20 protein-coding genes are annotated in these 24,141 nt (G+C 65.4%); 8 read left to right on the top strand and 12 right to left on the bottom strand.

Translation table 11 applies throughout. The features are described 5' to 3' along the window. Positions 1–147: 147 nt before the first annotated feature. Positions 148–2,583: a TonB-dependent receptor gene (locus ACEN8G_RS02305; protein ID WP_413414901.1), complete on the top strand. Its 2,436-nt coding sequence runs from the start codon at positions 148–150 to the stop codon at positions 2,581–2,583. Positions 2,584–2,733: 150 nt separating this feature from the next. On the opposite strand, the gene ACEN8G_RS02300 is transcribed toward ACEN8G_RS02305, so the two are convergent. From ACEN8G_RS02300 to ACEN8G_RS02280, 5 genes are all read right to left on the bottom strand, one after another. Continuing rightward, a complete protein-coding gene (locus ACEN8G_RS02300; protein WP_413414335.1) occupies positions 2,734–4,326 on the bottom strand; it encodes an alkaline phosphatase D family protein in 1,593 nt (530 codons plus the stop codon). 107 nt (positions 4,327–4,433) lie between these two features. Beyond that, positions 4,434–7,619, bottom strand: a complete 3,186-nt coding sequence (locus ACEN8G_RS02295) for a TonB-dependent receptor domain-containing protein (RefSeq protein WP_413414334.1) — start codon at positions 7,617–7,619, stop codon at positions 4,434–4,436. Between the two features lie 299 nt (positions 7,620–7,918). Further along, entirely contained in the window at positions 7,919–10,255 is a 2,337-nt protein-coding gene (locus tag ACEN8G_RS02290) for a transketolase (RefSeq protein WP_413414333.1), read from the bottom strand. A gap of 641 nt (positions 10,256–10,896) precedes the next feature. Next, a complete protein-coding gene (locus ACEN8G_RS02285) occupies positions 10,897–11,301 on the bottom strand; it encodes an Arm DNA-binding domain-containing protein (RefSeq protein WP_413414332.1) in 405 nt (134 codons plus the stop codon). A gap of 651 nt (positions 11,302–11,952) precedes the next feature. After that, positions 11,953–12,129, bottom strand: a complete 177-nt coding sequence (locus tag ACEN8G_RS02280) for a DUF3606 domain-containing protein (RefSeq protein WP_413414331.1) — start codon at positions 12,127–12,129, stop codon at positions 11,953–11,955. A 391-nt stretch (positions 12,130–12,520) separates the two neighbouring features. On the opposite strand from ACEN8G_RS02280, the gene ACEN8G_RS02275 reads away from it, so the two are divergent. The 3 genes from ACEN8G_RS02275 (at position 12,521) to ACEN8G_RS02265 (ending at position 13,350) form a co-directional block, all read left to right on the top strand. Continuing rightward, positions 12,521–12,814 carry a hypothetical protein gene (locus ACEN8G_RS02275; protein WP_413414330.1) on the top strand — a complete coding sequence of 98 codons (294 nt, stop codon included), beginning with the start codon at positions 12,521–12,523 and terminating at the stop codon, positions 12,812–12,814. A gap of 62 nt (positions 12,815–12,876) precedes the next feature. Then, positions 12,877–13,107: a hypothetical protein gene (locus ACEN8G_RS02270; RefSeq protein WP_413414329.1), complete on the top strand. Its 231-nt coding sequence runs from the start codon at positions 12,877–12,879 to the stop codon at positions 13,105–13,107. 39 nt (positions 13,108–13,146) lie between these two features. After that, the gene (locus ACEN8G_RS02265) at positions 13,147–13,350 is read left to right on the top strand and encodes a hypothetical protein (RefSeq protein WP_413414328.1); all 204 of its coding nucleotides are present in this window, start codon (positions 13,147–13,149) and stop codon (positions 13,348–13,350) included. 43 nt (positions 13,351–13,393) lie between these two features. On the opposite strand, the gene ACEN8G_RS02260 is transcribed toward ACEN8G_RS02265, so the two are convergent. From ACEN8G_RS02260 to ACEN8G_RS02250, 3 genes are all read right to left on the bottom strand, one after another. After that, positions 13,394–13,561: a hypothetical protein gene (locus ACEN8G_RS02260; RefSeq protein ID WP_413414327.1), complete on the bottom strand. Its 168-nt coding sequence runs from the start codon at positions 13,559–13,561 to the stop codon at positions 13,394–13,396. A gap of 68 nt (positions 13,562–13,629) precedes the next feature. After that, positions 13,630–13,980 carry a hypothetical protein gene (locus tag ACEN8G_RS02255; RefSeq protein WP_413414326.1) on the bottom strand — a complete coding sequence of 117 codons (351 nt, stop codon included), beginning with the start codon at positions 13,978–13,980 and terminating at the stop codon, positions 13,630–13,632. Beyond that, complete coding sequence (locus ACEN8G_RS02250; protein WP_413414325.1) at positions 13,973–14,533, bottom strand: transcriptional regulator; 561 nt, start codon at positions 14,531–14,533, stop codon at positions 13,973–13,975. Before ACEN8G_RS02250 ends, ACEN8G_RS02255 begins: the two co-directional genes overlap by 8 nt. A gap of 315 nt (positions 14,534–14,848) precedes the next feature. On the opposite strand from ACEN8G_RS02250, the gene ACEN8G_RS02245 reads away from it, so the two are divergent. Further along, on the top strand, positions 14,849–15,130 hold the full coding sequence (locus ACEN8G_RS02245; protein WP_413414324.1) for a hypothetical protein: 282 nt from the start codon (positions 14,849–14,851) through the stop codon (positions 15,128–15,130). 56 nt (positions 15,131–15,186) lie between these two features. Here the strand turns inward: ACEN8G_RS02245 and ACEN8G_RS02240 are convergent, their stop codons facing one another. Then, positions 15,187–16,383: a DUF2252 family protein gene (locus ACEN8G_RS02240; protein ID WP_413414323.1), complete on the bottom strand. Its 1,197-nt coding sequence runs from the start codon at positions 16,381–16,383 to the stop codon at positions 15,187–15,189. 10 nt (positions 16,384–16,393) lie between these two features. Then, positions 16,394–16,900 carry a hemerythrin domain-containing protein gene (locus tag ACEN8G_RS02235; RefSeq protein WP_413414322.1) on the bottom strand — a complete coding sequence of 169 codons (507 nt, stop codon included), beginning with the start codon at positions 16,898–16,900 and terminating at the stop codon, positions 16,394–16,396. 288 nt (positions 16,901–17,188) lie between these two features. On the opposite strand from ACEN8G_RS02235, the gene ACEN8G_RS02230 reads away from it, so the two are divergent. The 3 genes from ACEN8G_RS02230 to ACEN8G_RS02220 all read left to right on the top strand — a co-directional run bounded on the left by ACEN8G_RS02230 (position 17,189) and on the right by ACEN8G_RS02220 (position 23,042). Next, positions 17,189–20,353: a helicase-related protein gene (locus ACEN8G_RS02230; RefSeq protein WP_413414321.1), complete on the top strand. Its 3,165-nt coding sequence runs from the start codon at positions 17,189–17,191 to the stop codon at positions 20,351–20,353. A 207-nt stretch (positions 20,354–20,560) separates the two neighbouring features. Beyond that, entirely contained in the window at positions 20,561–22,705 is a 2,145-nt protein-coding gene (locus ACEN8G_RS02225; RefSeq protein WP_413414320.1) for a catalase, read from the top strand. A 73-nt stretch (positions 22,706–22,778) separates the two neighbouring features. Continuing rightward, the gene (locus ACEN8G_RS02220) at positions 22,779–23,042 is read left to right on the top strand and encodes a hypothetical protein (RefSeq protein ID WP_413414319.1); all 264 of its coding nucleotides are present in this window, start codon (positions 22,779–22,781) and stop codon (positions 23,040–23,042) included. 133 nt (positions 23,043–23,175) lie between these two features. Here the strand turns inward: ACEN8G_RS02220 and ACEN8G_RS02215 are convergent, their stop codons facing one another. Further along, complete coding sequence (locus tag ACEN8G_RS02215) at positions 23,176–23,715, bottom strand: hemerythrin domain-containing protein (RefSeq protein WP_413414318.1); 540 nt, start codon at positions 23,713–23,715, stop codon at positions 23,176–23,178. Between the two features lie 102 nt (positions 23,716–23,817). Beyond that, on the bottom strand, positions 23,818–24,129 hold the full coding sequence (locus ACEN8G_RS02210; protein ID WP_413414317.1) for a PQQ-binding-like beta-propeller repeat protein: 312 nt from the start codon (positions 24,127–24,129) through the stop codon (positions 23,818–23,820). Positions 24,130–24,141: the final 12 nt, after the last annotated feature.

Here is a 24,141-nt window from a genome sequence, read left to right as displayed (position 1 = left end):
CGTTTCCGGCACGCCGATTGACGGCTGCTGCATCGCAGCACAGTCTCCCATGACATTGAGATTACACTGGGGGCTGCGATGATATTATCCGTGCGCCGTGCCGTGATTTCCGGGTTGCTCGCTTCGACGGCCCTGTCCCTCCCCGCCATGGCGCAAGCCCAGAGTACCCAGACAACCTCTTCCGAACTTCCCCCCGATCAGGACGAGATCGTCGTCACCGCGCAGAAGCGCGACGAGAATATCCAGTCGGTCCCGATCAGCATCCAGGCGATCGGCACGCGCAAGCTCGACCAGCTCAATATCTCGAACTTCAACGAGTTCACCCAGCTGCTGCCCTCGGTGGCGTTCCAGACCTCGCAGCCCGGCGTCACCACCGTCTATATGCGCGGCGTGGCCTCGGGCGGCGACGGCAACCATTCGGGCTCGCTGCCCTCGGTCGGCAGCTATCTGGACGAGCAGCCGGTCACGACGATCGGCGGCACGCTCGACGTCCATATCTACGACATCGCCCGGATCGAGAGCCTCGCCGGGCCGCAGGGCACGCTCTATGGCGCGTCGAGCCAGGCGGGCACGATCCGCATCATCACCAACAAGCCCGACACCTCGGCGTTCGAGGGGCGGGTAGATGTCGAGGGCAATACGGTCGCGCATGGCGGCCAGGGCGGCAAGATCGAGGGCATGATCAACGCGCCGCTGTCGAGCTTCGCGGCGCTCCGCGTCGTCGGCTTCTACCAGCGCGACGCCGGCTATATCGACAATGTCCCCGGCACGCGCAGCTTCCTGCCGACGCCCGGCGGCATCACTGTCAACAACAACGCGTTCGTCAAGAAAAACTACAACGACACCGATACCTGGGGCGGCCGCGCCGCGCTCAAGGTCGATCTCGACGATGTCTGGACGGTCACGCCGACCGTGCTCTACCAGGAGATGCGCGGGCATGGCAGCTATGCGTTCGACCCGCGGGTCGGCGACCTTCAGGTCCAGCATTTCTATCCCGAGAGCCGCCGCGACCGCTTCATCCAGGGCGCGCTGACGATCGAGGGCAAGATCGGCAACTGGGACCTGACCTATGCCGGCGCCTATCTCGACCGCAAGGCCTATTCGGCGACCGATTATACCGACTATTCCGAGGCTTACGACAATCTCTATGCCTCGGTCGGCGGGCTTGCCGGCTATTTCTACTATCAGGACAATGCGGGCAACACGATCGACCCGCGCCAGTGGGTGATCGGCACCGACCATTTCAAGAAGACCAGCCAGGAACTGCGCGTGGCCTCGCCCTCGACGGATCGCTTCCGGATCGTGGCGGGCATGTTCTACCAGCGCCAGTCGAACCTGATCCACCAGGACTACAAGATCCCCGGCCTCGGTACCGCCGTATCGGTCAACGGCTCGCCGGGGACACTCTGGCTTACCCAGCAGCACCGCGTCGACAAGGATTACGCGATGTTCGGCGAAGCGAGCTTCGACATCTCGCCCAAGCTGACCTTCACCGCGGGCGCGCGCGTCTACATCTATGACAACTCGCTGATCGGCTTCTTCGGCTTCGGCCGGAACCCTGGCGTCGATCCCGGCGACGGGCGCCCCTACAGCGCATCGCCGTTCAACGCCGCCGGCAGCTCGCGCACCGGCGTGGCGAGCTGCTTCATGGCCGATGGCAGGACGCTGCGCGACGCCTATCTCGACGGCAGCCCCACCAACACGCTGCTGCCCGCGATGGTGGCGGGCGGGCCGTGCACCAATCTCGCCACCTATGCCAGCGGCAAGCTGATCCCCAAGAAGACGATCGACCAGGGCATAACCTATCGCTTCAACCTGACCTGGAAGCCGACCGACGACCTGCTGTTCTACGCCGTCGCCTCCAGCGGCTTCCGCCCCGGCGGGATCAATCGGCGCGGGGACGTCGCGCCCTATTCCACCGACACGCTCTACAATTACGAGCTCGGCTGGAAGACGACGCTGGCCGATGGCAAGCTGCGCTTCAACGGCGCGATCTATCAGCAGAACTGGAAAGCCTTCCAGTTCTCGTTCCTCGGGCCGAACAGCTTCACGATCATCCAGAACGGACCCGATGCGCGCATCCGCGGCGCCGAGATGGATGCCAACCTCTCGCTGGGCGGGCTCAACCTCACCGTCGCGGGATCGTACACCGATGCCAAGACACGCGAGGACCTGTGCGCGACGCAGGTCTGCATCGGCGACGGCAGCGACGTGCTCGCGCCCAGCGGCACCCGCCTGCCGATCACCCCGCGCTTCAAGATCAGCAGCACCGCGCGCTACTCGGTCCCGCTGGGATCGGGCCGCGGCTATGTGCAGGGGCTGATCGCGCACCAGAGCTCGGCCTCGTCGGACATCCGCGTCGCCAAGGCCGCCGCGCTTGGCCGGATCGAGGCCTATACGACCGGCAACCTCGCCTTCGGCTTCGAGCTGGCCCGCTACAGCCTCGAGCTGTTCGCGCAGAATATCTGGGACGAGCGCGGCCAGATCTCCCGCTTCCAGCAATGCGGCGCCTGCGACCAGCGCCCCTATATCGTCCCGATCACGCCGCGGACCATAGGCATAAGGGCGGGGGCGAGGTTCTAGGGAGCGGGGCGGGACTGGCCGCGGCTTGGGCGGGGACCTGCGCGTCGCCAAGGCCATCGGTACGTGGATTGCTGGCAGACGCTTCCGCGCATCGTGAAATCGATGGCGGAAGCGCCTCGAGCCGGACGGGCAGCCCATACCCGGTAGCGATCAAAGGCGATGCAACGCAGCCTTGTCCGGCTCGACCGCGAAACGGGCCAGCGTGCTGAGCGTCCCGCCAGGCGACTGGACCCGGTCCAGCACCTTCACGTCCGTCCGCCAATCCTTCGCGGTAATATCGAACATCTGATAGCCGCGCTGGTTGTTGAGCAGCGCGACATTGGGGCTGGCCTCGCGCAGCGCCTTGTGCCGCGGGATCTCGCCCGGCGTGCCGTCCCCGCCCGAGGTGACCGAGGTGGCGAGGAACTCGACGGCCGCGGCCGGGCCATCCGGTGCATCGTCGCGCATCGGCACGGTGCCGATCGCATGGATATGCGCGTCGCCGGTGGCGATGACGACATTGCTGAGCTTGTGGCGCGCAATCGACTGGACGAGCCGCGCCCGCGAGGCGGGATAGCCGCTCCAGGTATCCGGCCCGGGTCGCAGCTGCCGCCCGCCATCGGCGCCGGCGCCATAGAGCGGCATGACGAAGACCTGTTGCGCGATCAGGTTCCAGCGCGCCTTGTTGGCGAGCCCCTGGTCGAGCCAGGCTTCCTGCGCCTTGCCCATGATCGTCGCCTCGGGCCCGTCGGTGGCGCGGCAGGCAGTCTCGCCCGGCTTCTCGCAGAGCTGGTCGTCGCGGTAGCTGCGGGTATCGAGCACATGCATGCGTAGCAGCGAACCGAAGTCGAGCCGGCGATACATGGTGATCCCGCCCGGCCCCGGCATCTGCGCCCGGCGCACCGGCATATGCTCGTACCAGGCCTGCATCGCAGCGTAGCGGCGAAGCAGGAACGCCTCGGGCGGGGTACCGTCCTGATCGAACTTGCTCGCCCAGTTGTTGTCGACCTCGTGATCGTCGAACGACATCACGAACGCCGCCGCGGCGTGCGCCGCCTGCAGGTCCGGGTCGCTCTTGTACTGGGCATAGCGCCGCCGATAATCGTCGACGCTGTAGATCTCGTCTCCGAAATGATCGCGCGAAACCAGGCTGCCCGCCGCATCGCGGATCAGCATGTTCTTCGTCGGCGGATGCATCGCGCTTTCATAGATGTAATCGCCATAGTGGAAGACGGCGTCGAGATCGCTTTCCTGGCTGATGTGGCGCCAGGCTTCGTACCAGCCCTGCGGATAGGCCTGGCAGCCGGCGACCGCGATGCGCAGGCGATCGACCGCCGCGCCGGTGACGGGGGCCGTGCGCGCCATGCCGACCGGGCTCGCTTCGGCGCCCTCGACAAGGAAGCGGTACCAATAGGGCCGGCCCGGCTTGAGGCCGGCGAGCTCGACATGCACCGAATGGCCGAGCTCCGGCCGGGCGACCGCCTCGCCCTTCTGCACGATCCGCGCGAAGCGCGCGTCCTCCGCCACTTCCCAGCGCACCGGCACGGCGACCATCGGCATGCCGCCATGCTCGGCAAGCGGTTCGGGGGCCAATCGGGTCCAGATCACGAACCCGTCGGGCCAGGGATCGCCTGCGGCGATGCCCAGCGAGAAGGGATAACGGCTGAACCCCGCCGCCGCCCAGGAGGCAGGCGCCAGCCCGGCGAACAGGGCAAGGCCGCCGGCCCCGGCAAGCAGCTTGCGGCGATCGAGCACGAGGGTCATTCGGTTATCTCCGGTATCGAAGGTTAGGAGTGCGCGCAGGCCGACGCCCAATCGCCAAAACTCGAGTTCGATCTCGACGGATTGGGCGCCGGCCAGGCATGAGGGTTCTAGAAGCGGCCGCGGATGCCGATGGTGCCGGAGCGGCCGAACCAGTTCTCGATCGCCGTGTGGTTGGGCAGCGTGGGATCCGCGGTCTGCGTGCCCGGGGCATTGCCGGGGACCACGACATTGTACGGCTTGTTGAGCAGGTTCGACATGGTGCCGAACAGCTCGAAATGCTTGTTCACCTTGACGCGCAGGTTCGCGCTCAGGTCGGTGCGGGCCTGGAACCAGCTCGGCGTGGTCGAGCGCAGCTTGTCGTCGTTCCACAGCAGGTTGACGTAGAAGCGCACCGGCCCCTTTTCGTACATCACTGCGGCCGAACCGATATTGTTGCCCAGGCGCAGCAGCGGGTCGTCGCCGTGCGTGTTGGGCTCGTTGTGCATGAAGGCGCCGCGCACCGACAGGCCGTTGAGCGGCGAGGGCAGCCAGCTGAAGCTGTGCTGAAAGCTCGCCTCGATGCCCTTGATGGTTACCAGGCTCACCTGCTTGTAGGTGGTGAACAGGATGCCCGTCGGATCGTCGATGCCCAGCTGCGCCAGCGCCTGGGTCGCGGCCGGGCCCGCCTCGTCGGCGGTCAGGTTCGCCTGGGCGACCGCCAGGCCCTTGATCCGGTTGTAATAGACCCCGACGTTGAACAGGCCGACGCTCTTGAAATAGCGCGAGTAGCGGGCCGAGAAATTGTCCGACGTCGCCGGCTGCAGTGCCGGGTTGGGGATGGTGATCAGCCCGGTACCCAGGTCGCCGCCGAGCGGATCATAGCTGGCATTGCCCGCGGTCGCGTTCAGGCCGGGGCGCAGGATCGTGTGGCTGTAGCCCGCGTCGATGTCGTTGCTGTCGCCGAAGGTCCACTTGATCGAGGCCGAGGGGAACAGGTTGAAATAGCTGCCCGTCGTCTTCTGGACCCCGTTGCTGCCATATTGGATGTCGACGCAGGGGATGGTGGTGGCGATGCCGGTGGTGGCGACCGCGCAGGCCTTGCCGGTCGCCGGATCGGTGTGCGTCTTGAGCTCCGCCGCCGGCATCTGGGTGTAGCCGAACGAGGTGTTGCTGGTCCATTCGGCGCGCAGGCCGGCGCGGAACTTCAGCCGCGGCGCGATCTCCGCGGTCGCCATGCCGTAGACCGCCTTGATGTTCTCCTGGAACCGCGTCTTGTTGTTGTACGCCGCCGCCGCGTAATTGGCTGCGGTCGGCACCGCCTTGGACCAATTGCTCGGGTTGTTGGCGAAGTCGAGATAGAGCTTGTGGGTGTCGAAGGTCGGGATATAGTTCGATCCCGAGAGCGAATAATGGTAGGATCCCGACTGATCGTACACCGTCCGCTGATAGGGATTGACGAACGCCTGGATGAACTGCGCGTTCGTCATCGGCCCGACATAGTTGTATATGCTGTCGAGGAAGGTGTCGTCGCCAAAGCGGTAGTTGACGTTGCTGATCTTGAATCCCGACTGCAGCGTCAGCGGCACATTGCCGAGATGCCCCTCATAGCGCGCATTCATCTGGCCCGATTTCTCGTAGATGAAGGCGTCCTGCCCGCCGCTGGTGCGGATCTGCGGCGCGCTGATCGTGTAGTTGGCCGGGTTCGACCAGTCGAGGCCGGCGGTCTGGGTCACCGTCCAGTCGGTACCCATCAGCCCCCGGCTGTTCTTGACCATGCTGAACTGCGGTGTGCCCGACAGCGTCAGCGTCGGCGCGGTGCCCACCTGCTCGCGGTGCGGCGTGTCGTAATAGCTGTGGCTGTCCGAATAGGCGAAGCTGCCGTCCAGGTGGAAATTGCCGCTCTTCCATTCGAAGCTCGGCGCCAGGATGTTGCCGTTGTTGACCTTGTATTGCCCGCCGCCGCTCACCGTCATCTTGGCACCGGTGGTGGTGGTGAAGTTGCTCAGCGGATCGCCGATCACGCCATTGCGCGCGCCGGTGGTGTAGGTCACGTCGCCGGTCGTGTTCTGGTACACGTCGCCGCGATAGGCGATCGCGAGGAAGCCGAAGTTCAGCTTGTCGTTCGCTTTGAAGTCGAGCTGGAGCGAGCCGGTGCGCCGCGTGGTCTGGCGCGGGTTGGCGGCAGTCTCATAGGCAGTGAAGGCCAGCGGCGACGGGCTCTTCGCCGTCGGCGCGTAGCTGCGGCTCATCGTGTTCTGCTCGTAGCCCAGATACTGGTCGTTGAAGCCCAGCGAGAACATCACACCCAGCCGGTGGTTGAAGAAACTGTCGGCGAAGAACAGGTTCGCATTGGGCAGGAAGCGCTTGCCGCCCCAGCCGTCGGACTTCGGCCCGGTATGCCGATACTTGTCCAGCATGTCGTCCGACGTGAACGCGCTGAGCGAGAAGGTCAGCACCGGCTTCTTGCGGTTATAGGCGTGCTTGGTGCGCAGATCGACGATGCCCGCCGGCGCGTCGGCATTCTGGTTGGCGCCGACCGTCTTGTAGAGCACGATCGAATCGATCGCCGAGACACCGATCGCCTCATAGCTGAACACACGCGCCGCCGCGGCCGAATTGGCATAGCCGGTGGGCGAGTTGGCGTTGGCCGAGATCACGTCCATGCCGTTCAGCTGGGTGCGGGTGAACTCGCCCGGCAGGCCGCGCAGCGAGGCGTAGATCGCGGTGCCGTTGGTGCCGTCCACGTCGACGCCGGGCATGTACTTGATCATCTCCGCCGGATTGCCGCCGGCGACGTCGCCATAGGCCTCGGTCGAGATGATGTCGGCGATCTGCATTTCGCGGCGCTGCGCCTGGATCGAGCTGGCCTGGCCCTCGCGCTCGCCGTTGACGATGATCTCGTTCTCGCGCGCCGCCTGGCCGCCCCGCCCGCTCTGCGCCAGGTTGAAGTCTAGCCGGGCCGTACCGCCGGGCGCGATCACCACGTCCTGGGTCTGGGTGACATAGCCGACGAATTCGACCGTCACCGTGGCCGGGCCGGCCGGCAGGTCGCGTACCGTGTAGGACCCGTCCTCGTCGCTAACGCCCTTGTACTGCTTGCCCCCGGCATCGACCGTGATCACGGCGTCGCGCAGCGTGTCGCCGCCGACTTCCTTCGCGATCACGCCGGTGACCGTGCCTTCCCCCACGGCGCGCTCGCCGGTCTGGGCGGGCACTGCGCTGCCCTGCGCCTGCGCAAGCGCCGGCGATGCCATTGCGATCGTGATCGCGGCGATCGCCGAACCACCGAACAGAACCGAACGATCCGATTTCATATACCCCCCAAAGCTCCAGTCGCAGCGCGCGTGCGCTGCCCCTTGGGAGCCGTCGGGGCCGGTTTTCCGCCATTGCGGTGCAAAATTTTCCTGGAGGTCGCCCGTTCTGCGGCGAGGGCTCTTGGGCGAGAGCGGTCATGCCGCGAAGGCCCGGAATCCGGTCTTCAGCCTCCGCTCGGCATCGAGCGTGTTGCAGACTTCATGAGCCAGTCCCTGGAATTGGGAACGGCGCGCGGCGGCCCAGCCCCCTCCCCGCCGCCGCGTCCGGACGACGGCGGGAAGTCATCCCCGGATCCGACCTAGAGGAACAGCTCGGCCGCGGCGTCGTGGATGGCGTCCTTGTCGAGGCGATAGGCCCGATACAGGTCGGGAAGATCTCCGGTCTGGCCAAAGCGGTCGATCCCGAGCGGGCTGACGCGGTGCCCCATCACTCCGCCGATCCAGGACAGGGCGGCGGGTGCCGCGTCGATGACCGTGACCAGGCCGGCGCCGCGCGCGAGCGGGGCGAGCAACTGCTCGATATGGCTTCGCGCCGCGCCCCGGCCTTCCCAGCGCGCCGCCCGTGCCGCGCTCCAGTCGCGGTGCAGCAGATCGGGCGACGTCACCGCCAGCAGGCCGAGGCCGGGGATATCGTCGGCGAGCTCCGCCCAGGCCTGGAGCGCTTCGGGCGCGACGGCGCCGCAATAGACGATGGCCGCCTCGACGCCGTCCGCCGGACGCCGGAGCCAATAGCCGCCCTTGAGAGCGTCCTGGCGCCAGCTATCGTCCTCGCGATGCGGCTGGGCCTGCTCCCGCGTCGAAAGACGCAGATAGACGGAGCCGCCCTTGTCCTCCTGGAGATGGCCGAACGCCCATTCCATGCAGGCCGCGAGTTCGTCGGAGAAAGCGGGTTCGAAGCAGGTCAGGCCAGGCTGGCCCATCCCGATCAGCGGCGTGTTGATCGACTGGTGCGCGCCGCCCTCCGGCCCGAGCGTCAGCCCCGAAGGCGTCGCGACGAGCAGGAAGCGCGAGTCCTGATAGCAGCCATAGTTGAGCGCATCGAGGCCGCGGGCGATGAACGGATCATAGACGGTGCCGACCGGCAGGAGCCGCTCGCCGAACACGCTCCCGGAAAGCCCGAGCGCCGCGAGCATCAGGAAGAGGTTGTTCTCCGCGATGCCGAGCTCGATGTGCTGGCCCGCGGCGTGGCCCGCCCATTTCTGCGCCGAGACGATCCGCGAGGCGTGGAAGACGTCCTTCAGCTCCTGCCGGCGGAACAGGCCGCGCAGGTTCACGAAGCCTCCCAGGTTGGTCGATACCGTCACGTCCGGCGACGTCGTGACCAGTCGGTCGGCGAGCGGATCGCCCGACTTGGCAAGGTCGTGGAGGATGCGCCCGAACGCCCACTGCGTCGACATGGTGCCCTCGGGCGTCGGGATCGCGGGAACGGTGATCCTGGCCGCGCCCGAACGGTCGCTTTCGGCCGCGAAGGGCGCCGAGGCGACGAAGTCCTCCAGTGCCCGTGCGGCATTGTCGCCCAGGCCGGCCCAGGGCTGCCATTCCTCCCCTTCGGCGATGCCCATCGCGTCGCGCAGCGTCGCGATCTGGCTGGGGTTCATCAGGCCGGCGTGATTGTCCTTGTGGCCGGCGAAGGGCAGGCCGTAGCCCTTGATCGTATAGGCGATGAACAGGGTCGGCTTGTCGTCCCGGGCACGATCGAACGCGTCGAGCAGGGTCTCGATGCAATGGCCGCCGAGATTGGTCATCAGCTCGCCCAGCGCTGCGTCGTCGAAGCTCGCAAGCAGGTCGAGTGCCTGCTGCTCGCCCGCCAGGTCCACGGACAGCCTGGCGCGCCACGCCGCGCCGCCCTGATAGGTGAGCGCCGCGTAATCCGCGTTCGGACAGGCATCAATCCACCGCGCAAGCGCCGCCCCGCCCGGCCGTTCGAATGCCTCCCGCTGCCAACGCCCATGCTTCAGCGTCACGACGCGCCATCCGCAGGTCGCGAACATGTCGTCGAAGCGGTTGAACATCCGATCGGCCGTGGTCGCGTCGAGCGACTGGCGATTATAGTCGACGATCCACCAGCAATTGCGGATGTCGTGCTTGTAGGCTTCGATCAGGCACTCGTAGATATTGCCTTCGTCGAGCTCGGCATCCCCCATCAGCGCGATCATGCGGCCCGCCGTGTCCGGGTCCTTCCAGCCATGGGCGATCAGATAGTCCTGGACCAGGCTGGCAAAGGCCGTGATCGCCACGCCCAGGCCGACCGAGCCGGTCGAGAAATCTACCGGAATCTGGTCCTTGGTCCGCGACGGATAGCTCTGCGCACCGCCAAAGCCGCGGAAGCGCTCGAGTTGCTCGCGCGACTGGTTGCCGAGCAGATAGTGGATCGCATGGAGGATCGGGCCGGCATGCGGCTTGACCGCAACTTTGTCATTGGGTCCGAGCGCGCCGAAATAGAGTGCCGCCATGATCGCGCTGATCGAGGCGCAGCTGGCCTGATGCCCGCCGACTTTGAGGCCGTCACGGCTGTCGCGAAGATGATTGGCGTTGTGGATCGTCCAAGAAGCGAGCCAGCGAAGCCGCTGCTCGATGCGCTCGATATGCGCGATCGTCTCGGCATCGCGTCGGATTTGAATCACCTGGTCGTTCATGCTGGCCCTTTTTCCATCCCGGCGAGGACGTTGCAATTGTTACTATGCGAGCGGATCCAACCTCCCGGCTTGAGGAAGACGAGCGAGGCGCCTCGAACCACAGTGCGGTTTCCGGACCCTCAAGCGTCCTGCAATCAGGCCAGCGGACGAAACCTGCCGCTGCCTGCGTCCCTTGCCTGGCTTTCCCGGCAGCAGCTTCATTGTTGCATTGGGCTGTAGGCGATGCCGGCCTTTAATCCCCCGCGCGGGAATGCGAGGATCGTGCGGGCGTCCAGACTCATCTCGCCCGGCCCCATGCGAGCTTCGTCGGCGCGTGTGCCGCCAACCACCGGCCGGCCTCGCCATGCAGCCATGCCGCCCAGGCAGCAGCGCCACCTCGCTGGATGGGGCGTACCCGCCTCTGGCCCGGACGGTGTGGCACAGCCGCGCGCGCCGCCGATCGCGGCGGCGGCATCGATCACGATCGGAAGATCCATGGAGCCGGCAGCTGGCACGTGAAGCAAAATCGGAGCGGTACCCGATTCCCTGCCCATCCCCAATCCCCGTACATGGCGATGTATGAATGCCTCGACAGTTTCGCCGCCTTTGAACGCTATCTGGAGGACAGCGGCCCGGACCTCGATCCCGCAGTGCGGTTGCTGCTATCGGAATATTGCCGACATGCGCTCGACCGCGGCTGGTTCTACTATCCCCTCGGCCCGCTCCTCCCGGGTGATCTTGACGAACCACTCCTCGGCGACGCCCTTGAAGGTGACGTTCGCGCCGATCTGGGCGCGAAGCTTCCGGCGCTTTTTCTCGACCATAGGGTCGACACCGTCGTCGATCATCCTGCGTGCAGAGTCGCGCTTCACGCGGGCATCGGCCAGGCTGACCTCGGGCCATACGCCGAGCGCAATGACCTTCTGCTTGTCGAGAAAACGATAGCGGAAGCACCAGTATTTGGCGCCGTTCGGCATCACCAGGAGGAAGAGGTAGCGCCCGTCTCCGAGCTTGTATTGCTTGGCTTTGGGCCGGGCGTTTCTGATCGCGAGTGCGGTAACAGCCATGGTGGTATCTCCGTCCGAAAACGGGCGAATCCACCGCCGATTTATACCACCAAAATTGATGGCATGTCCGCGGACCCGCCCAAACCCGTCGGAAAGATATTGGGAAAAATGCTTTTAAACCAGCCACTTACGCGACTCTTGCGGACGTCACCGGACTGGGAAAATGGTGCCAGAAGAGAACTAAATAAAATTTGATATCAAATTGAAACTTCTTCCGTAAAAAGTAACTCAACATAATTCATGCCCACAGATATAGCCTAAAAATAACATGCAGACATGGAGTGAGTTCTCTTCGACTAAATCCAAACTATCTTTCCGACCCGTCGGCATATACTACTAGTATGCCAACTTGTCCACGTGAATTCGAGCGGATGCGTTGGCACACCTCTTAGTGAAACTTACCATTCCGGCTGGCGGAAGCGTCACGTTCCGAACGGGCAAAAGGTGCGACGTAAAGCGGTCGATGGCGCCAGGCAGTTCGCTGTCGTTCCAGTCGCTTCGGCACAAGCCCATCCACGCGACTGGCCTTGATCGCCTCGCCCCGAGCGCGAGAGTGCCGCCACCGTCTCTGGCGGCGACGCTCCGACATGAAGAGAGCTCTGAGTTGCTCTCCGCCTTCGTCCGTCTAGGCCAGGCCTCGACGGTTTCCGTCTATTTATTCAGATAGGCGCGTACAGCGTCGGCGCTGTTGCCGACCGCCGAGACCGCCTTGCGCAGGCGCTCTTCCGAGACGCCGAAGCTCTCGGTCCAATCGCGGATTTCGTAGTCCTCGGACAGGCTAATGCGATCGCGGTCCGGGGAGCCGGTGTCGGTCTTGTTGTCGGCCATTGTCTCTCTCCTTCGAGCGCTTAACGCGTTCGATTCACGCGAGTTTCCGAATGCCTACGGCACCTTGGGGCAGCGAAGGATGCTACCACGAAAAGCGAAGGGCCGCCCTCGCGGACGGCCCTTCCATTGTCGTGCCGTGGCGCGACGGCTCAGCCGAGCCGGGCTCCCATGGTGGCAGCCATGCTCGATAATCCCGCCGCGTGCGGCGCGTGACAATGAGACATTCGACCACCTCCTTTCCGTTGTTGACGATGGTCGTGATTTGGGAACCACTCGCCCGAAATTCAATCGCAAGCCGCTGTAAGGTCGAAGGAAATTTGGGCGCGCGATCCTGCTACCTCCAGGGAACGCGACCGTCGGGCAGATGGTTTGAGATGGCGGGAGACTAGCCATGTCCGATCACGAACCGAGCGAAGCGAAGCCGAGCGATTTCCACGAGAGTGCGGAGCGGAGCCAAGCCGCCAATATCGCCGACGAGAGCGCGGGCTATGCCCTGGCTGCCGTTAATACAGACAGCGACGGCGTGCCGGCCGAGCCTGGCGTCGCCGAGCCCACCGATGGGTCGGACACGCCGCCGCGCGACGACAGGACGGACACCAGCGACAGTATCGAGCCGTTCCATATTCCCGGCTCCGCGGAGGATATCGAGGTCGCCGGCGAGACGGGACCTGGGCCGAGCGGCTGAGCGCCGCAGCACGAAGAGCTGAAATCGAGAGCCGCGTCTCGTGACATGGAAGGACAGATCATATGGCTGGCGGCAACGAACTCGAACCCAATGATTCGCGCAACGTTACGGGCAAGGCGCATACGCCCGATGGGCGCTGGAGCGGCGACGAGCAGGAAGGCCCGGGCGGCGAATACGAGCCCCGCGATTCCCGCAATGTGACCGGCACGGCGAAGACCGAAGATGGCCGCTGGCCGGAGGCGGAAGCCCAGCCGGGCGAGCCCGGCCCCAAGGACGACAAGCCGGAGGCCTGAGCCACGGCAACCGCTTCAATTCAGAACCAGGAGATACGGATGGCCGAAGCAACTACCGCTACCACGACCCCGGCTTCGACCGGGAAGACCGCGCTGACCGATGCGTTCCTGAAGCATTTTTCAGGCGATGCCCCACTGACGGAGAAGGTGAAGGGCTTCGCCAAAGAGCGTCCCTGGACCAGCGCGGCATTCGCCGGGATCGCGGCCATCATGGCAGCGAACGTCCTGCGCGGACGGATCTAACCTTTCTCGGAAGTGGGGGCTCCTTGAGCCCGCACTTCCGACCCTAGCCAAGCACGACCGCGTCGGCGTGGCGCTGCGCGAAGCCACGCGCGCGCCGCTCATATTCCTGTGCCATTCCCATGTGCGCGCGAAAGCTGGGCATGCCCTTGGCTTTCATAGCAGCGCTGCGTGCTGTGTCCGCGCGCTGCGCGAAATATGCGCTATCGACCATTTGCGCCTCCTGTCTGTCCATATCGGATATAATCCGATCTGACCTAGGCTGCAGTTGCGGAAGAACCCCTAGGCCTGTTTGCCGAGCGCAGCGAACCACTCCGCATAGGGCGTATTGCGCGCCAGATGGCGGTTATAGTCCGGGGCACCATCGTCCCACCAAACTGGACCGCGCTCTCCCAAGGCGTGCTTTGCCTTGTCGACAGCGGCGCGAGCCTCGGCCTCGGCATCACTATCCTGACCGCGGCGCGCCTCGCCAACCGCGCGCCTGGCGCTCATCAGTTCGCGGACCAACTGGTCCCGGACTTCTGGCTCGAGATCGGGATTGGTGGTTCGCCATAGTCGCTCACGCACGGCGAAGTACCGGCCATCGGGCGTGACCGGATAGGCCTTGGCATCGGATCTACGCCTCTCAGCCATTTGCCCGCAGCTGCCGGCCCAACTCCTCCGCCGCGCTTCGGACCCCGATCCACCGAGCACGCTCGACCTGCGCATCAGCAAGCGCCCGGTGCGCGGGTATATGCCGGCTCACGGCTTCGCTGCGCGCGAGCAACCCGGAAACCAGGCCTTCCAGTTCTCCCGCGGGTACCAACGGTGCGAGGATCGCGCTGGCGGTCTCACGCTGAGCGTCGTCGGTGTCGCGCAACCGCAAGCTGTGGCGCGGCAAGCCAGCGGCGCGCAGCAGCGCACTCATCCACTTGCCGTCCCAGGAGGGCGCGCTCGCGAGGAGGTCATGGCTCGTGAGCTCCTCGATCATGCGATGGGCGACCTCATCGTAAGGCGTGCCTTGGGCCACGAGCGTCTCGCGCGGGATTCGGTGGATCGCCTCTGCAGCGGGGTCCCAATCGGTCCAGTCCGGCGCCGGATGGATCAGAAAGCTTTCCGAACGCCCGTCCTCGAACACCCAGGCGACTTCGATCGGGTAGCTGCGCTTTGCGAGCGAGGAGGCTTCAAAATCGAGAAAGACCAGCATCGGCAAGAGAACGGCACAGGCGGGATTTGGCTTCAAGGGGCGCCAATGCCCCGAAAATGAAAGACCCGCCGGCTGGGGGGAAGCCGGCGGGTCGATTTCGGTGAGACCGCTGAGCGGGGGGTGGATTGCGATCTCGGAAGCATGAACTGCCCGCTTAGCACTTGGTTCCGCTGGATTTTTGCGACGGGCCGCAGCAATTCGGCCGATCTAACGACAGCTCCCTGGGCGCCACAGCCTATCACGCAGAATTCTGCGCTGTCGGGGCCCATATCCTCTTCTGGCTGGTTCTGAGGGTATCGAGTGGCGGAGGTGCGCATGTCGGAAATCTTGGGCTGGTGGTCCCTGGGGCTGGAAAGCTGGCGACTCGGTATGGACGCCACCAGCGTCATCGCGATGCGATCGGCCAAGATCGCCGCGGGTGGATCGGCCGCGGCGCGCGAAAGCCAGTTGATGGTGGCGGAAAAGCTGACTGCGGCAGCTGAAATCCAGCTGGCGCTCATGACTTGCGGGCTGGGCAACAGCCCACGGGCGATCTCGCGCAATATCGTTCGGGCGTACGGCGCCAAGGTCCGCAAGAATCGCCGCCGGCTGCGCTGATCTTCGGCCGCGCGATGCCGGGCTGAGTCAGTGGCCCTTGGATGACGGGTGCCCGGTCAGCCGCCACCGACCGCGTACCGGCGACAATGCTCGAGATAGGCCGCCTCGTGCCTGCCCATCAGCTTTACAACGCTGCGCCACAACCAGGGCGGTGCGTCCAGGTTGCCGAACGAAGTCGCGCGAAGTTCCTCGACCCAGGCAGCCCGGGCATCGTTGTCCAGCTGGCCGGCATGCGCGCGCCCGACCACATAGGAGAGATAATAAGCGGCACGGATCGCCTCGGGCCGGGTGAACTGATCGGCCTCGATCTTGAGATCCTGCGGCCGTAGCTCCCGCAACACATAGGACTTCCCCAGGAGTCGCACCGGCAACATGCGCTCGCCGAGATTGGGCGACAGTGCTCGGGCGCCGCCGACGATCCGCTCGGCATTGTCGCGCGGCAGCCGCGTCCGGGGCGCCTTCAGGGCAATCGGGGCAAGGGCTTGCTTCAGGTCGATCAGTGCGCTCGTCCGGCGACCGGAATTGCCTTCGACTTCGACCAAGGCGGCATAGCGGCCGGCACCCAGCGAGCTGCATCCCTTCACCCAATAGGCCGCGTCACGCAGATGCAGGCGGCGCGCGGAGTTGCGCGCGCTGAGGCGCAGCAGCAGCGAGACGATCTCCGGCTCGGCAAAGATGCCTTCGATCCCCTCGCGCTCTTCGTCGCTGAGCTTCCAGAAGCGCTTGCCGATCGGCAGCTTGGTCGCCGCGTCGAGGCGCTCTCGCGCGAGGTGGCGCCATTTCCGCCCTAGCGCACGCTTGTGCACCGCGCGGACGAGTTGCGGCTGAAGCGTCTCGTCGGGCGCGCGGCGCAGATCGAGGGCGCGCGTATAGCCATCGATCATCGCCTCGACGATCCGCGCCGTCGCGATGCCCGGCAAGTCCGAGCCACGCGCAGCCGATGCCAGCGACAATGCAAGCCTTATCAAGTCATAGGCGGGATTGCCGATGACCGTCTGGTCCAGGTCACGGATCTGGATATCGATCCGGCCCTCGGCATCGGCAAGCGGGCCGAGATTGCCGAGATGGCAGTCGCCGCAGATCCACACCGGAGGTCCCTGGGGGATATCCTTCGCAAGATCCGCGACGCTCAGCCAGTTGTAGAACAGGTCGGTGCTGCCGCGCACGAAGGCATGAGCGGAACGCGCCATCTTGCGTACACGGCAGGCGTCGAGCGAAATGCCCCGCTCGGCGGGCTCGGTCGGGGCCAGCATCCAGTCGTGGTCAGGCGACGATGAGGTTGACGGCGTGCGGCTGTGCCAGCGGGAGCCCCGCCGACTTTTCCTGGGCCATCAGCTCCTGCTTGCGCGCAAGCATCACATCCCGCAGCGCGACCAGGTCGACATCGGTCTTGCGGCACTGGGCGAACATGCCCTCCGAGGGCATTTCCTCCTCATGGACGTGGTGCTTGATCTCCTCGGATAGGACCTTGACCTTGGCGTCGTAGAAATCGTCCTCGGGGCTGCCGGCCTCGATGTCGTTGATCAGCACCTTGGCGCCGTCATGCTCGACATAAGCCTCGTCGAGCATGTCGTCCTCGATCTTGCCCTTGAACGCGGGGTAGAAGATTTCCTCCTCGATCATGGTGTGGATTTTCAATTCCACGCAGATCTGGTGCGCGAGCTTCTTCTTGGCCGCCGAACCGCCGGCTCCCTCATATTGCTCGAACAGGTCCTCGACCTTGCGATGGTCGGCCTTCAGCAACGCGATTGCATCCGTGAACTCAGCCATGTCTCATCTCCAGCCCTGGTCGAGGCTTGAAGCGTCTGAGAAAGCTTTGGTTCCGGCTGCGAATCAATCGCAGAAACCGCGCCAGTTTCTCCATATTCCAAGTGCTTGCAGCCAGGTGCCGCTTACCCACGAGCTATGGAGTAAGCATACGATTGCTGCCCGCTTCCCACTTGCCCGTCCGCCGATGACCGTGCGGAATCCCGTGCGCTAGCAGCTTACGGCACGCGGACCTTTGCCGTCACTCGCCGGTTCTGGCGACATGATCGCTCTTGCTTCCTTCCGACACCGGTGACGAACACGTCCAGCGCGCCGGCGGGCGCGACCGAGCTTCTTCCCATTGGCCCTGCCGCGGCTCGCCTGGCAGAGGCGCTGGGGAAGACCGACATCCTCTTCGTCGCATCGAACGAGCAGCGCGCCGAGGCCGTCTGGCGTGCCCTCGCGGCGGCCTCACCAGACACGGCCGTTCTCCACACCCCTTCGAGCGACGCGCTGCCGGGAGACGCGGCGCCAGCATCGCCTGCCAATATCGGTCGGCGCGTCACGGCGCTGCACCGGGCACGCCTCGCCACGACTTCAGGCAAGCGCGTAGCGCTGGTCACGACTGCCGAAGGTGCTGCACGACTATTTCCGCCGCCCGCTGCCTTCGAAGTGGTGCCCCCGGTCCTCACGCAGGGAGATGTGCTCGACCTGCCGACGCTCCAGGCTGAGCTGACCGCGCTCGGCTACATCGCGGACGAGCGCGTCGACGAGCCCGGCGAAATGGCGGTACGTGGCCAGGTCGTCGATATCTTCCCGGCCGATGCCGGCCTGCCTGCGCGCATCGAAGTCGACGACGGACGCATCGCGGCGATCCGCGCCTATGATCCTGCGACACAAATGAGCACCGAACCGCTCGACCGGCTGGAAATCGGACGCGCAGCCGAGCCCGAGCTCGGCATGGACGCGGTATCCCTTTTCGACCACCTCCCCGATGCTGCTATCGTGTTCGATCCCGATGTCACCCTTCGTCGAGATCGCTTCCTCGCCCTCGCCGCCGATGCGGGATCATCCGGGCGAGCCGAACGGGTAGTCAGCCCCGCCCAATGGGACGCCGCGCTGGCCGGGCGAGACCACAACGAATTGGTGGCGACCGAGGAAGGCGACGTGCCACGATTTGCCTCGAACCGGGCGCCAGCGCGAGCCTTCGCGCACTTCGTGAAGGAGGCGGTCGCGCGGGGCGATCCTATCATCCTGGTCGGAGGCGAGCGCGACCTGCGCTTCCTCTCCCCTCGCCTCGGGACCCGGTTCGGGCAACCGAAAGCGTTGAGAAGCTGGAGCGAGGCTCGAGCGGCGGCGCCCGGCTCCATCGCCACGCTCGTCATGCCGGTCGAGCGCGGCTGGCGCGTGCCGGGGCTCGTGGTGGTCGCAGCGGCCGACCTGCTCGGCAGCCGCGCGAGTGTGGATGCCGGCTCGGGCGCATCGGCACATCCTCTGCAGGGCCTGGATACCGAGATCAGCCTCGGCGACGTCGTGATCCATGAGGATTTCGGCATCGGCGTGGTCGCCGGCCTGGAGCCCCTCGTCGTCGATGGCGAAGATGCTGGCGACGGGATCGTGCTCGACTATGCCGCAGGGGCACGCCGCCTCGTCCCGGTAGCCGACGCCGACCGGATCTGGCGTTACGGCGCGGACGCCGACGCGGTCTCCCTCGACAAGCTGGACGGATCTAGCTGGCAGAAACGCCGCGCCGCGATCGACACCGCGATCGCCGAAAGCGCCGTCGCCCTGACCGAACTCGCTGCCGAACGGGCGAAGCGCATTAGCGAGCCATTGGTGCCAGATCCCGTAGCCTATGAGCGCTTTGCCGAAGGCTTCGCCTATACGGAGACTCCGGACCAGGCGCGTGCGATCGGCGCGGTCCGCGCCGACCTCGCTTCCGGCAAGCCGATGGACAGGCTGGTGATCGGCGATGTCGGCCTTGGCAAGACCGAGGTTGCGCTACGCGCTGCGGCACTTGCCGCCCTGGCCGGCAAGCAAGTCGTCGTGGCAGCGCCGACTACCGTGCTTGTGCGCCAGCACCTGGAAGTCTTTTCTCGTCGCTTCGAGGGTACCGGCATCTCGGTCGCGGCGCTCTCGCGCCTGTCGAGCGCGGCGGAGAAAAAGGCGGTGAAGGCCGGACTCGCAGACGGATCGATCAGCGTAGTGATCGGCACCGCGGCGGTGGCCACCAAGGGTACGGTCTATCGCGACATCGGGCTCGTGGTCATCGACGAGGAACAGCGCTTCGGCACGGCGGACAAGGCCAGGTTGCGCGCGCTCGGCGCGAATTGCCATGTCCTGACGCTGAGCGCGACGCCGATCCCGCGCACGTTGCAGACCGCCCTGGTCGGTCTCCAGCAACTATCGGTGATTGCGACCCCACCGGCACGGCGACAGCCCATCCGCACCAGTCTCGGCGATTTCGACGAAACGATCGTGCGTACCGCGCTGCTTCGCGAGAAAGGACGCGGCGGTCAGAGCTTCGTCGTCGTGTCGCGTATCGAGGACATGGCGCCGATGGCGGAGAAGCTGGCCCGCCTCGTGCCGGACCTTGCTGTGCGCCAGGCGCACGGCAAGATGCCGGCGGCCGAGATCGACGAGGCGATGGTGTGCTTCGCGGCCGGAGACGGTGACGTGCTGCTCGCCACCAATATCATCGAGGCGGGCCTAGATGTGCCGCGCGCGAACACGATGATCGTCTGGCGCGCCGACCGGTTCGGGCTGTCCCAACTGCATCAACTGCGCGGCCGGGTCGGGCGCGGCAGCAGGCGCGGGCAAATCCAGCTTCTGACCGATCCCGCGCATCCGATCGCGGAGGCGACGCTCAAGCGTTTGCGGGCGCTCCAGGCATTCGATCAACTCGGCGCTGGCTTCGCGATCAGCGCACGCGACCTCGACATGCGCGGTGCCGGCGACTTGATCGGCGAGGCCCAGGCTGGCCATATGAAGCTGATCGGCACCGACCTTTACCAGCATCTCCTCGAAGGCGCGCTGCGCACCGCGCGCGGCGAGGTCGTCGACCGCTGGCGGCCGGAGCTGCATCTCGGAATCTTCGGGCGATTGCCCGAGGCCTGGGTGCCGGAAGTGGACGTTCGCACCGTTCTCTACGGCCGGTTGGCACGGATCGCCGATGCCGCCGCGCTGGATATGTTCGAGGCCGAGCTTGAGGATCGGTTCGGGGCGCTGCCGAACGAAGCGCGCAGCTTGCTCGACGTCGCGCGTATTAGGCTGCTCGCACGACACGCCCTGATCGCCCGGATCGACGCCGGTCCCGCCGCGATCGCGCTGACGCCGCATTCGGGGTTCGCCGGCGATATCGCCGCGGCAGGCCTGGTACCCAAGAACGACCGGCTGATACTGGCCGAGGCAATCGACGATCCCGGCGCGCGCCTCGCCGGGTTGGCGGAAGTCCTGGAAACGCTGATCCCCGACTAGCGTAGCGGCGCGTGGTCGCGATTGGAGCCTTCTTTGCGCGCTCGGCGAGATCTCTGAGATCTGCCACGTGCTGAGATGCTCCGCCCGTGACCCGGCTGAAGTGGCACGAGTGAAATCGCCCTAACTCAAATCAATCAAAGAGATTTTTTGCAACTGCGTTAATTCCGATCGGTTTGTCGGCAGCCAGCGAAATCGAGGGAGTGCACCATGGCCGGGCCGACCAATGACAAGGTGATCGAGCAACAAACTGCCGAATATGCAACCGAGATCGGCGACGGTGGTGAGCTGCATCAGCTGGCCGGCGAGGACCAGGAGACGCTCACCACCCAGCAAGGCGTGGCGGTGGCGGACGACCAGAACACCTTGCGCGTCGGCGCGCGTGGTCCGGCTCTGCTCGAGGACTTTCATTTTCGCGAGAAGATCTTCCATTTCGATCATGAGCGCATCCCGGAGCGGGTGGTCCATGCCCGGGGCTATGGCGTCCATGGCACCTTCACGTTGACGGAGTCGCTCGAGGAATTCACGACCGCGCGCATTCTCACCGAAGTGGGCGAACAGACGCCGATGTTCACCCGCTTCTCGACTGTAGCCGGCAGCAAAGGCTCGTTCGACCTGGCGCGCGACGTGCGCGGCTTCGCCTGCAAATTCTACACGAAGCAGGGCAATTGGGACCTGGTCGCCAACAACATCCCGGTCTTTTTCATCCAGGACGCGATCAAGTTCCCCGATCTGGTCCATGCGGCAAAGCCGGCGCCCGACCGCAACTTTCCCCAGGCTCAGACCGCGCACGACAATTTCTGGGACTTCATCAGCCTCACGCCCGAGGCGATGCACATGATCATGTGGACCATGTCGGACCGTGCCATCCCGCGCTCGTTCCGCTTCATGGAGGGCTTCGGCGTGCACAGCTTCAGGCTGATCAACGCCGCAGGCAAATCGACCTTCGTCAAGTTCCACTTCAAGCCGAGGCTCGGGCTCCAGTCGGTGCTCTGGAACGAGGCGGTGAAGATCAATGGTGCCGACCCCGATTTCCACCGCCGCGACCTTTGGGATGCGATCGACATGGGCACGCCGCCCGAATGGGACTTCGGCGTCCAGCTAATCGACGAGGCATTCGCGGAGAGATTCGAGTTCGACATTCTCGACCCGACAAAGATCATTCCCGAGGAGCAGGTGCCCGTGCGGATCGTCGGCAAGTTCGTGCTCGACGGACTGGTCGACAATTTCTTCGCCGAGACCGAGCAGGTCGCCTTCTGCACCCAGAATGTCGTGCCGGGGATCGGCTTCTCGAACGACCCCCTGCTCCAGGGCCGCAACTTCTCTTATCTCGATACGCAACTCAAACGGCTTGGATCGCCGAACTTCACGCACATCCCGATCAACCAGCCGCACGGCTGCCCGGTCCACAATTTCCAGCAGGACGGCCATATGGCGATGCGCAATCCCAAGGGACGCGCGAACTACGAGCCCAATAGCTGGGGCGGCCCCCGCGAGAATCCCGAGACCGGCTATCGGCACTTTCCGGCCGAGGAGAGCGGAGCGAAGGTCCAGCTTCGGCCGGAAAGCTTTGCCGATCATTACAGCCAGGCACGGCAATTCTTCGTCAGCCAGACGCCGATCGAGCAGAAGCACATCGGCGACGCGCTCGTCTTCGAGCTGTCCAAGTGCGTGCGCGTCGATATCCGCGAACGCATGGTCGGGCATCTTCGCAATATCGACAACAAGCTCGCCACGGTCGTGGCGGCCGGCTTGGGACTCCAGACGCTTCCACCGGCAGCGAAGCCCGCCGCGCCGCTGCGCGCCGACCTGCCGCCCTCGGACGCGCTCAGCATCGTAAAGCGTGGACCCGGCAGCTTCGCGGGCCGCAAACTCGGCATCCTGGTGAGCGATGGAGCGTCGGCCGAACTCATCAATGGGCTCACCAAGGCCGTCGCGGCGCTTCCTGCCGTCTTCGAACTGGTCACGCCCAAGGTGGGCGGGGTCGTGCTCGACGACGGCTCGCTGGTCGAGGGCAAGCAGAAGATCGATGGTGGCCCGTCCGTCCTCTACGACGCGGTGGTGCTGGTCCTGTCCGAAGAGGGCGCCAGCCTGTTGTCGCGGGACGCGGCGAGCCGCGACTTCGTCGCCGACGCCTTCGGCCACTGCAAGTTCATCGGCTTCACGCCGGAAGCGGTACCGTTGCTGCGCAAGGCCGGGATCGAGGAAGCCGATATGGACGAAGCGATGATGCCGCTCACTCTCGAGGGCGACGCCTCGGCGTTTCTTGAGCGCTGCGGATCGCTGCGCTTCTGGGACCGCGAGCTCACCGTCGACCTCGATGCCGCTGCGTTCCTCGCCCCCGCCGATGAGTGACCAGCGGCATCGGCTGCCCGCGCGCCTGGCTCATTTCGGCCCGAGACGCGCGGGCAGCCTCACCTAGGTTGGGGTGAAGCAGCTTGCGCAGGCGCATGCATCCCGCATGCATGGAAAAAGCCTGATCGAACGCGCGCTGGAACTGGCGGGTGCCGGGGAAAGCATCGAACGCATCGAACGTCAGTTGAACGCCGAGGGCTATTCGAACGTGCTTCAGCACCTCGATAGCCGATCCCTGCGACGACAACTTCGAGAGGTGAGCCGCGCCGCCCTCGGCAAACCACGGGTCGTGCGCGGGCGCCCTCCCAGTACGCCCGGCACGTCGCCGGATGCTTGAGGAGAAGTGATAGCGACGGCGCCGAGGGTTGTCTTTCGACATATTCCGAACTTGTTGCGCGTCCGGAGCGAAGGGTAGCGGCGGGAGGCGGATGGTCAGGCCGCGCGACCCGACGCCGCGCGGCCGATCCGACTTACGATACGCTCCCCATATAGCGGGCATATTCCTCCGAATAGCGTTCGGCGATGCGCGCCTGTTCGGCTGCATCCGCGCTCTCGGCGAGCTCGGTGAACCAGGTCCCTTCCTCCGAATAGACATGGTGGGCCACGGCGCCGCGGATATGTTCGAGCTTGTCGAGATAATCGTCGCTCATCGGATCGAGCCGCTCGAGCAGGCCCATCTCCATCTTGGCCGCCGACTGCTCCTGATAGGCGAGTTCGGCATGGCCGACCTGATGGTCTGCCGCCAGAGCTGGGTAGACCGCCGCTTCCTCGGCCAGCGAATGACCGGTGAGAAGCAGGCCGAGCTTCTCCTGTTCCGCCCGACGGCTGGAGGGGTCCCCTGCCGCCTTCACAGCAGCGAACTGCGCTTCGATTTCCTTGTGATGCCCGAGGATCTGGGCGAGCCAGGTTGCGGAGGTCGCGGCCGCCTCGGCTTTCTGCCGGGCCCTGGCACGCGCCTCGTCGCTCTCCGGCGGAGTGATCGCGGCAATAGCCTTGTCGAGAATGCTCATCTTGGTCTCCGGTCTCTCTTGGTTCAGCCCCCGCCGATTGGATGCGCCGGCCTCAGCCGCGCGGCAGCGCGAACACGAACAGCGTGCCCGCGCCCTTGTTCGTCACCTTTTGAGGTCCGCGGTCATGTTGCCCCAGCCTTTGGCGGCAGTGGGATCGCGGGGATCGAGGTTGTGCGAGATCATCGCGCCGATCCAGCCACCGATGCCCGAGATGATCGCGACATATTCGCGCCCGTCCGGCCCTTTGAAGACGGTGGGCTGGCCGATGATCCCCAAGCCGGTCTGGAACTGCCAGAGAAGCTTGCCGGTATCGGCATCGACCGCCTTGAACCAGCCGTCCAACGTTCCGGAGAAGACCACGCCCGAGGCGGTGACCGCGGCGCCGCTCCAGACCGGCCAGCGCTCCTCGATCACAGCCCGCGTCGA

It is taken from the genome of Sphingomonas sp. Sphisp66 (genome assembly GCF_047324325.1).
Taxonomy (GTDB): Bacteria; Pseudomonadota; Alphaproteobacteria; order Sphingomonadales; family Sphingomonadaceae; genus Sphingomonas.
Note: the sequence above shows the minus strand (reverse complement) of the source record. Positions and strands in the feature narration are given on the sequence as shown.